Here is a 12051-nt window from a genome sequence, read left to right on the forward strand (position 1 = left end):
TTACATTCGATTGATGCTTCTTAACCACAAGCGGTTCAAACTCACCCTGGCGATCCCTTGGAACCATGATTTCTTGCTCACCATATTCACTGGTTACGCGCTTCTTACTCTTACCGTTACGGCTGTTTGTGGTTGTTTTATTCTCTATTTCATGCTTTTGATAGCCCAAGTGTGTATCCATTTCCGCTTCTAACATTTCCTGAATTGTCTCTGCAAACAGATTCTTCAATGCGTTCTGGGCATCTTGAGCCGTGACCAATTTGTTCTCCTTGATAAACTCGCGGAGCTGCTGCTTTGTCCATAATCCCATGTATTCTCCCCAACCTTTCCTATACTTCCATTTTAATAGGTTTAGGAGTTTACACAATCTATTTTACAGACTCTTAAACGGCTCTTTACCTCTATCCTCTTCATCAATATATGGTTTTAATACCATCCCATCGTTACCTATTGTTATTATGGATTTGTTTCTTCGTAATATATTTCCAGGATGTCCACTTACTTTAAAACCTTCATAAAACACATCTTCAGGTAAAATGACAACTTTATCATTAATACATATCTCTTTGGATTCGCGAAGATTTATTATGCTGCCCTTTTGTTCTTTTTTATATATGGGTTCTAAATCTTTGCACGAATTTACCGTATAGATATCAATTTCTTGGTTATCTTTATCCCAGCGTACGATGTTACCTAGTGTCTCAGATACAAATCTTAATGAAACATAGGTAGATCCCTTATAGATAAATGATTTATTCGTTGGTTCAACTTCTTCATTATTAATCCTTATAGCGTTTACATTGTATAAAATCTCAGCTATAGAATCAGCATGTGCTCCAACATTTGAAAAAAGTAAACCTCCTATGAAAAGTCCCAATATAAACTTCTTCATTTAAAATCTCCTTTTTGTTATGCATCCATCTGGAAGACCAAGGGACCAACGTCCCGCCCATAGTTGGTACTCTGTTATATGATAAATCAGCCCTTTTCTGCAAATCCAGAAAAAACTCAATTCACAACTCATTATAAATGCAGCTTAAACCAACTTAACGCACTATTCATCATGTCCTCTGTTACTTTGTGTCCTACCTCTTTATATTCTATTAATTGTAAGTATTCAACATTATCGAAATTGGGTTTTAAATCAGAATAAAATTGCCTTATGTCATTAATATCAATTTTCGGGTCTACAGTACCGTTAATTATTAATAAATAAATGCTCTTCAGATTTATTAATTGATTATAAGGGTTAATCTTTGAAACTTGTTCTTCATATTTTTTAATTTCCTTGTCATTATTTAATTTCTCAAATCTATCGATTGATCTAATAAATCTTCCAACTATTGGATTCCAGTTTGGTGAACCTATGATGGGGATAGCGACTTTAATATTCTTTATTCTTTGATTAGCCAAGTAATAATAAATAATATGTGCTCCCATTGAAAATCCAAGTAAACCTATTCTTGAAGTATTAACCCGAAAATCATCACTGTAGTAATGAACTAACTTGTTTATGTAGGTTGATGTTTCCGTATAAATTCTGAATATTTCCATTGGATCATTCGGATTATATTCATCGTGATAAACTGAATCAATGGATTCTCCATAACCGTACGCATCAATTAGAACTACATAATACCCTTCATTAGCAAGCAACATCGCTTTATCTAAATCAGCTTCCGTTCTTCCACTAGCTCCATGAAATATAAAAATTATAGGCTTTTGTTCCCTATTTTCTGAATCAAATACTTCCATAATAGAAATATCCGATACAATTCTTTTTTGAAGATTTACATCCTTCATATTCTTTTTACTCCTTTCTGTAGTCATAAGGTCCAATTCAACTTCTTCTAACTATTATTAAGTCTTCTTATTGTCCTTATCGTCTGTTTCTATATAATTTTCTAACTCCTTCTCAATCTCTATATCCAAATCTGTTAACTCGTTTTCATGATTTTCAATTAATTGTTCTTTTTCTAATTCCTCTTCAATCTCATCGTTAGACATATTAAAATCATCTTTATCTTCTATTCCTAGCTTCTCTTTGATTCTCTGTAAATCGGAATGAATTTCTTTGCTTCTTATGTGCGTACTTAAAACTAATCCAAATATGATAGAAATAAGCACTAATAATCCATATGGACCAAGAAAAAGAGATATCAAAATGGCAGCTGCTACAGCGGCACAAATACCCAATAGTGTCATGGTTTATATATCCTTTCAAAGAGTTCTTATACACTTTTCTGGTAGAAGTACTTCTATGGGTTTTATTTACCTGAGGTCCTTAACTTCTTCAAATTGGTTAATTCCCCATTCATTAAATAATACATTCAGTTCATTCGATGTATTTATGATAAAATCCCTTACTTTATCATCATTAAAATAGATGTTCTTGTGCTTTGGCTCATTACTATCATCTAGAAGCCATTCTATCTTTATATCTCTATATTGACTTACTTCATTTTGTGTAACCAAAGGTTCGATTGAATATGCATTTGCATGTTGTAATCGATGAATAATTGGTTGTGCCCATTCTTCGGATCTTAACAAATTAAACTCAACTTGACTGACCTCTTGATTGTATATTTTCCTTATCTCTTTGTTATCTCCTTGATATTCGCTTTCAAATTCGGCATAAATCGTTTCAGTCCATCTGATATCTGCATAGATATGAGCAAAATAGCCCAAAATATACGCTTTCCAATCTAATTCCATATTCATGATGCTTAAATAAGAAAGGCATTCTTTTTTTAGAACTTCAATAGTCGGAAACTTGTCTTCATCCATTAAATGAGTAATACCTTTCTCTTTTCTTGTTATATTACCTCTCATATGTATGGCGTCTGGTGCTATACTGCCTAATAAAAAACTAGGTGAAGGATCAAAAAAAGAAACTTTTGTCGCTATTGCAAAATGAACCATTGGCCAAGGCACTTATATTACCTCCTTTGATTTTTTATGATTAAAAACTAAATTGCTTACCAAATCAGTTGCTAGTGATTTCAACAACTTTGTTTTCTTCATTCAAGCTAATTCTATAACCGAAGGGTTCTAAAATATATCTTATAGGTACATAGACAATTCCATTCTTTCTCGTGACCAACGTGTCCATTAAAACGCTATCCTTTTTATCTAAAGATAAATAATTAGTTCCTACAGTTATCGTTAGTTCTATACCTTTAGTTAAAAATCGGATATCCTTGCTATCGTTAAAAGCACTCTCAGTTATACCAAGTTGATCAAGTATTCCATCCCTTAATAAAGGGATCATTGCTCTTCCTTCTGCGTTTAAATAAGGTAAGTGATCTTTAAATTCAATTAATTTATTGTTTAGCATAATGTCTAAGGTAGTATTGTTTTCTTCTCGTTGTTCCTTCTGAATCTCGCTACTTGGACCAAGCTCCTTTAATTCAATCTCGGCTAATTCTAATGGTTTTGTTCCTGTACAATAGGACACTTCCATGTCTTTACCTGCAAATACTAAATATTCTTGTTGGAACTTAAACAAATAACCACAACTACTATAGGATGTGTAAACAACCGCGTCGGATGATTCGCCCCCTTTCCACGATTTACTAACCTCGAATGTAGTTTCTATCGTCATATTATTGTTAGATCCTTTTCTCGGGTCCTTCATAAATCTTGTTCCAACAACTTTACCAACGAAGATATATTCTGCTCTTTCTACATATTGATTAAGTGTTTGAGGTACACACGAACATGCGTAACAGCTAGTCAACTGACTTGTTAGTAAAGTGAGTGATATTACAAATATAGATATCCCTAATTTAATAAACAACTTCAAGATGCCCCCTCCAAACAGCTAAAATATAAGAACAGTATTCCTACTGAAGTACTTGTATTTACGAACCCGACAGCACTAAAGGAGCGTATCGACTGAGTCCTAGACGCAGCCTCACAGGAGTTGTCTGTCTAATACGACTTTTTCAAAATACCACAGATAGATCAAGGAAGCGTAGCAACCGAAGTGTACATACTATGCTATTCGATGGAACTGACATCTTGAAACCGCTGAATTCATCTCTAATTGTTTGATTTCATATATTTTACTTCTGCATTATTTTTAATTATTAATTCTTCATGTACAAGTTGATTATCTAATTTGCTTATCTCTAACCTCCATATTTCATTCTCCCTATACGTTTTGTTCTCATTTTGGTAAAATTTATGATTTCTTTCATTCACTTTGTAATTGTAATCCAATTTCTTATTGCTGCTTATCCTTCCTTCTAAATATTCATCAGATAAAAATAAATGAAATTGAAAAGTATAATTGGTTGGATTGTAAAATTGCAAATCTACATAGTTATAGAACACACTTGTGCCAGTTCCAAAAGGAATAATTCTTCGGTCGTCAGGAAAAATATCAAAACTATGATGATGCCTTTCTTTAATTTTTAACGGTGTATGAAGTGCCAACCAAAATAGCATATTGGCCATTTGGCAAAGCCCACCACCAATTCCTGTGCGCACTTCTCCATTGGATAACATTAAACCTTCAATATATCCTTTTTTCTTTGTTGTCTTACCAACTAGTCTCCAATAAGAAAAGGTCTCTCCTGGTTTTATCATAATTCCATCTACTCGTTGTAGAGCTATTCTCAGGTTATTTATTTTATTTTCTTGTAAAGATGGATCTGAATGACCTAATACTCTTCTTAAGACCGACTTATGTTTCATACATATAAAGCTTAATTTCTCATTGCTTATTTCGGACGCATAGTTTATTGAAGGATTTAGATTAGTTATATGTCTCTTTAAGATCAGTTGTTGAACTCTCAATCGATATAAAAAAGGGAAATATCTCAATAATATTTTCTTCATAGTGTAAATCACCAGATTTCTTATTAAGATTAATAGTAAGGGCGTTAGCCCCAAAGCGGGAATACCGTATTTGGATAAACTAACTAATCAGTTCTTGAAATCCGTTTCGACTCCATAGCCATAGTGGTGTATGAAGATCTATTAATGATAATTCAGATCCCGTTAATAAGTCTCGCCAGACCTGATTTACAATACTTTGAACATTGCTATCATTAACATATTTCGCTTCAATTAGTTCCAACTGTATTGTCGCTTGGATTACATGGGTATCTGGTGCAATAGATAATGCTTCTGTACCGGACAATTTGGCATCCGTGTAATTGCTTATAACATATAGCCAATAGTTGCATATCTTAGGGCCACTTAAATACGGAAACTCCTTTTTGTGAGTCTTTTGAATGTACTCAAGTATATTCGGGATATTCCAATTATTTTCACTAAATAAGTTTCGAAGATCACCGTCAAAATGATTGTTGATCGTTTGACATAGTGTTCTCCATGTAGCACAATGCTTAACAGGCTGGAGTGCTACCTTGTATTTCATAAGTAATTGACGTAATTTGCTTTCATCAATTGACTGTACATATTGTGAATTAAATATTTCTCTTGTTTCAACATCAGAATATGAACTAAGTGCAGAAGCCCATAAAGCATATGAATTCCTTTGATAATTTAAAGCCATCGGTAATGTAAAATATAAATAATTTAACGCGGAGTCCTTAGATAATTTAGGACTGGCATCCTCAGGCATGATTTCTCCACCTAATAAGCCATTTAAATACATATTTCTTAATAGTCTAGCTTTAGATAAAATATCTTTAGATTGAAAGTTATTTATTTATTCTTGTTCACTTCTTTTCATGTGTTTAGATTTCCGACTATTTCACCTTACGTTCTTGTATCCCTATAATCCCACTGCCAGACCCAGTCTATAGACCATAACGTAGATACGATGGTTGAGAAAGTTTGCACCTTCAGATCTCTATTGATACGAAATCATTCAATATTTAGTTCTAGTTTTCTACTTCTTGTTTGCATTCCAAGGTTTTCGTAAAAAGCTATGGCTTCTTTATTAAATTCAGATACACTTAATTCAATACAGGTCGCCGAAATTTCTTTACCATAAGAGATAATAAAGTTAAATAACTCCTTACCAATGCCTTGCCCTCGTTCATTCTCATCCACGCAAAAATCATCAATAAAAATGTACTTTCTAGAAGTAAAAATAGGACGATGTGGGGAAGCATCCATTCTAATCACACTATATGCTATTATCTTTCCTACTTCTTTATCTTCAACTACAATTACTTGAAATCTATCTTCTTCAAGAAGTTTTAGAAAGTAATCCGAATCCATTGGATTGGGATCAGGGGAATAGATATCTGGTCGAGCCGTAACATGCAGCTGATGGATTTGTCTTACTAGGTTTGATACATCGTTATAATCATCATGATGAGCAAAACGGATTGTTATAGTCATATAGAATTCCTCTTTTATTTTATTTAGACGAGACTAAGGAGCATTAGCCATGTAACGAGAATGAGATGTTAGGGGAAGTTTATTGAGCCACTGTCTTACTTTCAAGAAACCACTTCGGAGGACCACCATTAGAAAAATCATGTGTTTCGATTGTTAATTTGATCTTGTCCAGCGTCTCTTTTGTTTGATGATTCTGAAATCCACCAATTAATGTAGCATGTTGGTTTAGTGCCACGAAAAAATTATATTTCAACCAGAATTCTTCTGGAATATTACCATTAAAATAACCATGAACCTGTCCATTAGCAAAATATTTACTTATATAACAAGTATACTTGGGCAACTTGAAAAATTCTTCCCATGGATCACCCCAGTCAAATCTACTAAAATCTATAATTCCAACTAATTCACTATTATTAAAAATCATGTTTGACGGGTGAAAATCATCATGCTGAAAACACACAGGACTATTACTTAGTAAATCAAAATTACCCTCAATATAACTCTCGATGTAGCCCTGTCTATGAAAATGAATATTAAGTTCGTTAACTTTCATTTTTTTCTGAATGTATTTAGCATTTCTTCGTTCAACCCAATTTATGGGTGCTTCGTGAACAACCTTGTGAATTTTGCTTAATTCTCCTCCTGCCGCTAATCCATGTTGATATTGAGTTTGGGGTGTTAAATACGGTAGAACTTCGTCTCCACACTCCCCTTCCGTATAGGTAAGTAATAAATAACACAGTTTCAAATCATGTAAAACATCCATAAATATGGGCTTCTGACACCTTACGCCATTATCAATGTGAAGTTTAAGGTATTTGTATTCTTCAAAACAACGAGCATATGAATCCCATTCATACACACGTAGTAAATATAGTGGTTGAGCAGACTGGTACAAGATATATTTCTTTGCATTTGAGTAGCCCTTATTAAGCATCTCAGCTCGATCAAAATCGACTTTATGCTGAATTTCGTATAAGAGTTCCTGGATCTTATCATCCATGATTTCACCTCAACAATAAAGTCTTTATGTTACGAGCCCTTGAGCATTAAAGGAATGTAGCGGCTGACTGCATCGCGGTTAGGCAGTATAGAGTTTTCTGCTGAATGCGCTTACTTGGGTTTCTAGAGCATACTCAAGGGGCTTATAGCTAACGTAGCGTGAATGCGTTGTTATATGATATCGGTGACTCTTCGAATTCAATCTCAAATGCTATTTATACGAACCGGTGCCTTATATTTTGCCTTCAGTGTTATAACAACCCTAATCATGCTGCTTTTTAAACCAATCCCATCCTGTACCTACATGCTCAGGTGCATGAGCATCGGAGCCATAGATACATGCGATTCTGTGTTTCCTACATTCAACTATAAACCATTCAGGAACATAGGGCTTACCACATGTGCCCATCCTAAGCCCCGCTGTGTTCACATCGATCCCTACATTTGATTTAACTAAGAGTGGAATAATCGCTTCAAGCCGAACTCTAATCTGCGTTTCTTCAATTTCAGGCAACACATTAGCGAATTTCTCTATTAAATTAATATGGCCAATTCGTTTTCGCATTGGTAGATGGGACACCCAGGTAATAGCTGCTTCCACATGATCGTAATACGTATTCACAACATTCTCCATAGTACCGTAAAAAGCCAATATATTCTCTCGAAAGTTATCTGCCGTATAATCTATACAATGAATACCATCAACACCTGGTAAATAGTGTACAGAATAAATAACGTCCTCTAAGTCCCCCAGCCATTCCTCTACGATACGCTCAGTAAAAGACAATTGCCCTGGTAAATAATCCAATTCTAGACCTACGGTAATTTCCAATTTCCCTTGATATAATAACTTGATCTCCTTAGCGTACTGGATGTATAGTGGCAATTCCATAATTGGCATTGCTAGCCTCTTGAATAAGGAAATATCGTCAATCCAGCCCACTGGTAATGGCGAGTGTTCACTAAGAGTATATCTCTCAAAACCAAGTTCAATTGCCCGATCTATATACATCTCCTGGATAACATTACTCCCATGATAACAAAATTTAGTATGTGTATGTCCATCCCATTTCAATAACATCTCGACTCCTCTATGCAGTCCTCTTCTTGCATCATACCTTCAACTTCTAATCTTCCCTTTAAAAAGTCCGTGTCTTAGTCGACCTGATAAATTCTTCACAGATGAGAGCACTTATCAAAAAATCATCACTATGTTGAACTCCGTCTTTATTGGCAAGATTATTATGCAATCCTATATTCCATCTTATTCCATTTCATTAAACTAGTAAATTACTTTTTCTCATTATGAATGCTCTGTTTTCGTTTATTGTTGATTATCGAATAAAAGAAAACCGCCCTTTGACAAGGCGATTAATTTAGCTGTCGTATTAGCTAAGTGCTTTTAGATCTTTTATTTGCTCTATATGTCGTTGCTCGTGTAAATATAGCAGTTCAATCCATTGATCTAAAGGCAAGTCACCAAACCTTGGATGATTCACGGCTATTTCTTTCAAAATGGATTTATCATCTATCTTATCAAGAACACCCATTAATTTATTTCTTGAGTCGCTTAATAGTTGAATGATCTGCGGAACTTGAAAAGGTCCAGAACTAGGTTCTGATACCTTAGGTGCTGGAAACTTCTTAGACATATCTAACACAATTTGAATCGGTTTTCGTTCTGTTTTGGATAAAATCCGTTGTTCAACCCCGTAGAAAATTGCCTTTCTGAACAAAGTTTCCGTTTTCAATAAATGATGACAAATCTGAGCTATACTCCACGTATTAATCTCTAATGTACGATTGAATTCATCTTCATTTAGATATGAAATCTCATTTAACAATCGCTCTCTAGTTGAAAATAAATATTTTTCAAAATCATCCATACTATTCCCTCCATAATATAATGGTAATTTCAACCATAATTATATAATAAGGTACTATGACTTGATACTAATTTTTACAATATTCTCCGAGAGAGATAAAAAAACGGCCCCTTAGGCCGCCGCACGAATTGCATATAATATTCATGTATTCACGAACCCAAGGTGCTCATAAAGGGTAACTCCAACACTTAGTCTAGTATGGTTGTCTGCCTGAGTCTGATTCCTTGAAATGCCTCGGCAGACATGGAGCGGTCAAGCTTCAACGTGAGAACACGGCTGTATACGCACTCATCCCACTCCCTTTGGCACCACTCAAAATTGTCTTTCAAGTATAGTCATAAATTGATACAAATCATGGATACTAACGTAATCCCCATCTCTAGCCTCATTTCTATCTCTTAACAACCAAACCGTATGGATGCCTAATTCCCTCGCGCCCTCTAAATTCTTAATACTATCATCTATAAAGATAGTCTCATCCGGATCAACCTTAAGTTCTTTAAGTGCGTTAGTGAACATTAATTGATCGGGCTTTCTAACCCCAATCATAGACGACATAATAAATGTTGAAAAGTAATGCCTTAAATGAATATTTTTAAATACCCTCTCCAAAGATGGCCATGTATCTGAAACAACACCTAACTGATAACTTTCACTTAATTTAGGTATGACATCAAACACATCATCATGAAAATAAAATTTCTCATCATTAAAGACCGTATCTCTTGCTATACTTTGAATCTGTGTATCTGTCAATTTCAATTCCGGTAATTGCTCAGAAAAAAGTTTATAAAAATGAATAAAATGCTGAAATTCTTCCTGTTCCGTTAAAATAAAAACTTGTTCATCAATGAGTTTTAAACTGCTTTGAAATGCTTTTTGTAAAACATGAGGCTCTATTTGATCATATTTATCTTTATCAACATATTTGAAAAAATTAGGTGGGATAAACCAATGCCCTGTTCTTGGATGGTTTAAAACTCGCCCAGAATCAAATAAGATGGCTTTAATCTTTTTAGGTTTCATTTGCTATTCCACCAATATGTATTTTTTGTATTTAAAATTAAATTTTTAGCATTATATTTCCATATCAGTCTTCTTCATCCATGTATTCAAAATTTCTTTTCTTGTTAATATTTCAAAGGTCTTTATAAAAAACCATGTGAATCCAATGTAAAAGCCTATATGTGGATACCGGAATGATGCTGGTTTATTACCCTCGAAATAAAAGTGCCCGATCCAGGATAATAAATAATGGAAGATTGCAAGTACTAGGGTCACTCTTAGATCTATAAACAAAAATATCCATGCAATAAAGGCGGATAAAAAAGCAAAATAATGTAAGATTCTATTGTACTTGTTCGTATGTGCTTTAAGATAATAATTTAAGTCTCTTTGAACTCGATTTAACAAAATATCACTCTCATTTCAAACCAAGGATCGCAGCCCCGCAGCGCAGATACAGTGTTAATCGATTTCACTCTGAATTACCCACACACCTTTAAATCTTCATAAGTCAACTTTCATCGTTATAGAGGTTTCTACCATCCCAACTTCTCTAAATCCAAAACGCTTATACAATTCCATCGCTCGATTATTAGGATCTACACTTAACGAGATTGTCTTAATCCCATTGATCCTTGACTGTTTTATAAGGGTTGTTAGTAATTCTGTCCCTAAGCCTTTTCCTCTATATTCAGCTCTAATGCCCATTCCAAGTTCTGGCGTTTCATCATTTATATATCCATAGCCTTTATTGTCTTTATTAAAATATCGTAAAGTAATCGAGCCAATCGATTGACCTAAGTGATTTACTCCAATAAACCCACTATCTCCAACACGTCCCCAATCCTCTACATACTTAGATATTGCGGGATGCTTTAGTATATCTTTACTAGCCGGTTCTTGACCCTCGGGTATATACATGGATTCATATAACATATCCCACAAAAATGGTATGTCTTGTTCGATAATTGGCCGAATAGTAAACAAGGTCATAGGTAATTCCTCTTTTCTGAAGGCTTCGGCTAACGTTGTAGTGAACATTACTCTATTCTTTCCAAAGTCTTGTTACCTCTTCTATTTCTAGGTCTTTAAATTGTATTTTATAGATATCTGGTTTCTTTGTTTGATTCAAAAAATCGAATCCATAATTCGAATCAAAATAATTCATCATCAACGTCATTACATTCCCATGTGTACCAATCGCAATTTTCTTTCCTTTGTATTCTTCTAAAATATTTTTCAATACTCCCACTGATCTATTTTGACAAACAGTGTTTGACTCTCCTCCTGGCAGTACTAAATCAAGGTCATCAAACCCTTTATTCAGAGCAGACATAAATTCCTCATTAGAAATGATATAGTCTTCCCCTAAGAAATGCCTTTCCCTAAGATCTTCAAAGATCTGAATATCTAAGTCTAACTCTTTGGCCAACCCCTCCAATGTTAGAATGGCTCGAGCATAAGGACTTGAAACAATAACGTTTATTCCTTCGTCCTTTAAAATGTCTGTTATTGTTTCCTTTTTAGCCCCCTAGAAGCTTTGGACAGTACACCCCTTAATCAAATACAATATGAATAGACGGAGGGGAACGTTATGAAACGAGTACAATATGATCTTAATTTCAAGATGGATATCGTTCGAAAAGGGAAAGAAATCGGGAACTTTACAGCTATAGCCCGACAGCACGAATTGGATCCCAAGATGGTGTTGCGGTGGGCAAGAGAGTTGAACCGTAAAGATGTAGATCAACTGGATGGAGCCAGCAAAAGACAGGCTGCTTTTATCCCTACAGCTGAAGATTTCAAGCAGTTGGAACATGAGAATGAAAAA

The 12051-nt window shown here is 34.5% G+C and carries 17 protein-coding genes; 1 reads left to right on the plus strand and 16 read right to left on the minus strand.

The window, feature by feature from the left end; genetic code table 11:
• From BM210_RS33520 to BM210_RS33595, 16 genes are all read right to left on the minus strand, one after another.
• The coding region (locus BM210_RS33520) for a transposase (protein ID WP_177238167.1) at window positions 1-310 on the minus strand (310 nt) is incomplete at its 3' end.
• Between the two features lie 63 nt (window positions 311-373).
• Complete coding sequence (locus BM210_RS33525; RefSeq protein WP_091177016.1) at window positions 374-892, minus strand: copper amine oxidase N-terminal domain-containing protein; 519 nt, start codon at window positions 890-892, stop codon at window positions 374-376.
• Between the two features lie 131 nt (window positions 893-1023).
• Entirely contained in the window at window positions 1024-1803 is a 780-nt protein-coding gene (locus BM210_RS33530) for an alpha/beta hydrolase family protein (protein ID WP_177238168.1), read from the minus strand.
• A 57-nt stretch (window positions 1804-1860) separates the two neighbouring features.
• Window positions 1861-2205, minus strand: a complete 345-nt coding sequence (locus tag BM210_RS33535) for a hypothetical protein (RefSeq protein WP_091177018.1) — start codon at window positions 2203-2205, stop codon at window positions 1861-1863.
• Between the two features lie 66 nt (window positions 2206-2271).
• Entirely contained in the window at window positions 2272-2934 is a 663-nt protein-coding gene (locus tag BM210_RS33540; RefSeq protein ID WP_091177019.1) for a zinc dependent phospholipase C family protein, read from the minus strand.
• A gap of 52 nt (window positions 2935-2986) precedes the next feature.
• Complete coding sequence (locus tag BM210_RS33545) at window positions 2987-3805, minus strand: stalk domain-containing protein (RefSeq protein WP_091177020.1); 819 nt, start codon at window positions 3803-3805, stop codon at window positions 2987-2989.
• Between the two features lie 239 nt (window positions 3806-4044).
• Window positions 4045-4845 carry a VanW family protein gene (locus BM210_RS33550; protein WP_091177021.1) on the minus strand — a complete coding sequence of 267 codons (801 nt, stop codon included), beginning with the start codon at window positions 4843-4845 and terminating at the stop codon, window positions 4045-4047.
• Window positions 4846-4924: 79 nt separating this feature from the next.
• Window positions 4925-5596 carry a hypothetical protein gene (locus tag BM210_RS33555; RefSeq protein WP_091177022.1) on the minus strand — a complete coding sequence of 224 codons (672 nt, stop codon included), beginning with the start codon at window positions 5594-5596 and terminating at the stop codon, window positions 4925-4927.
• A gap of 245 nt (window positions 5597-5841) precedes the next feature.
• Entirely contained in the window at window positions 5842-6324 is a 483-nt protein-coding gene (locus tag BM210_RS33560; protein ID WP_091177023.1) for a GNAT family N-acetyltransferase, read from the minus strand.
• Window positions 6325-6403: 79 nt separating this feature from the next.
• Window positions 6404-7330 carry an aminoglycoside phosphotransferase family protein gene (locus BM210_RS33565; protein WP_091177024.1) on the minus strand — a complete coding sequence of 309 codons (927 nt, stop codon included), beginning with the start codon at window positions 7328-7330 and terminating at the stop codon, window positions 6404-6406.
• Window positions 7331-7591: 261 nt separating this feature from the next.
• Window positions 7592-8410, minus strand: coding sequence for a histidinol-phosphatase HisJ (gene hisJ, locus BM210_RS33570; protein WP_091177025.1), 819 nt, complete (start codon window positions 8408-8410; stop codon window positions 7592-7594).
• A 307-nt stretch (window positions 8411-8717) separates the two neighbouring features.
• A complete protein-coding gene (locus BM210_RS33575) occupies window positions 8718-9215 on the minus strand; it encodes a DinB family protein (RefSeq protein ID WP_091177026.1) in 498 nt (165 codons plus the stop codon).
• 312 nt (window positions 9216-9527) lie between these two features.
• Window positions 9528-10241 carry an HAD-IA family hydrolase gene (locus BM210_RS33580; protein ID WP_091177027.1) on the minus strand — a complete coding sequence of 238 codons (714 nt, stop codon included), beginning with the start codon at window positions 10239-10241 and terminating at the stop codon, window positions 9528-9530.
• 51 nt (window positions 10242-10292) lie between these two features.
• Window positions 10293-10628, minus strand: coding sequence for a DUF962 domain-containing protein (locus BM210_RS33585; RefSeq protein ID WP_256224217.1), 336 nt, complete (start codon window positions 10626-10628; stop codon window positions 10293-10295).
• Between the two features lie 96 nt (window positions 10629-10724).
• Window positions 10725-11213: a GNAT family N-acetyltransferase gene (locus BM210_RS33590; RefSeq protein ID WP_091177029.1), complete on the minus strand. Its 489-nt coding sequence runs from the start codon at window positions 11211-11213 to the stop codon at window positions 10725-10727.
• 52 nt (window positions 11214-11265) lie between these two features.
• The gene (locus tag BM210_RS33595; protein ID WP_091177030.1) at window positions 11266-11733 is read right to left on the minus strand and encodes a histidine phosphatase family protein; all 468 of its coding nucleotides are present in this window, start codon (window positions 11731-11733) and stop codon (window positions 11266-11268) included.
• 81 nt (window positions 11734-11814) lie between these two features.
• Here BM210_RS33595 and BM210_RS33600 point away from each other — a divergent pair.
• On the plus strand, window positions 11815-12051 hold a 237-nt coding region (locus BM210_RS33600), incomplete at its 3' end, for a hypothetical protein (protein WP_091168414.1).

Origin of the sequence: Paenibacillus sp. 1_12, assembly GCF_900114475.1 — a bacterium.
Taxonomy (GTDB): Bacteria; Bacillota; Bacilli; order Paenibacillales; family NBRC-103111; genus Paenibacillus_S.

Excerpts from the sequence above, each read along its gene's own strand:
- BM210_RS33530 (WP_177238168.1), bottom strand. The coding sequence starts at position 1,803 with ATGAAGGATGTAAATCTTCAAAAAAGAATTGTATCGGATATTTCTATT.
- BM210_RS33535 (WP_091177018.1), bottom strand. The coding sequence starts at position 2,205 with ATGACACTATTGGGTATTTGTGCCGCTGTAGCAGCTGCCATTTTGATA.
- hisJ (WP_091177025.1), bottom strand. The coding sequence starts at position 8,410 with ATGTTATTGAAATGGGATGGACATACACATACTAAATTTTGTTATCAT.
- BM210_RS33560 (WP_091177023.1), bottom strand. The coding sequence starts at position 6,324 with ATGACTATAACAATCCGTTTTGCTCATCATGATGATTATAACGATGTA.
- BM210_RS33525 (WP_091177016.1), bottom strand. The coding sequence starts at position 892 with ATGAAGAAGTTTATATTGGGACTTTTCATAGGAGGTTTACTTTTTTCA.
- BM210_RS33550 (WP_091177021.1), bottom strand. The coding sequence starts at position 4,845 with ATGAAGAAAATATTATTGAGATATTTCCCTTTTTTATATCGATTGAGA.
- BM210_RS33575 (WP_091177026.1), bottom strand. The coding sequence starts at position 9,215 with ATGGATGATTTTGAAAAATATTTATTTTCAACTAGAGAGCGATTGTTA.
- BM210_RS33555 (WP_091177022.1), bottom strand. The coding sequence starts at position 5,596 with ATGCCTGAGGATGCCAGTCCTAAATTATCTAAGGACTCCGCGTTAAAT.
- BM210_RS33565 (WP_091177024.1), bottom strand. The coding sequence starts at position 7,330 with ATGGATGATAAGATCCAGGAACTCTTATACGAAATTCAGCATAAAGTC.
- BM210_RS33580 (WP_091177027.1), bottom strand. The coding sequence starts at position 10,241 with ATGAAACCTAAAAAGATTAAAGCCATCTTATTTGATTCTGGGCGAGTT.
- BM210_RS33590 (WP_091177029.1), bottom strand. The coding sequence starts at position 11,213 with ATGACCTTGTTTACTATTCGGCCAATTATCGAACAAGACATACCATTT.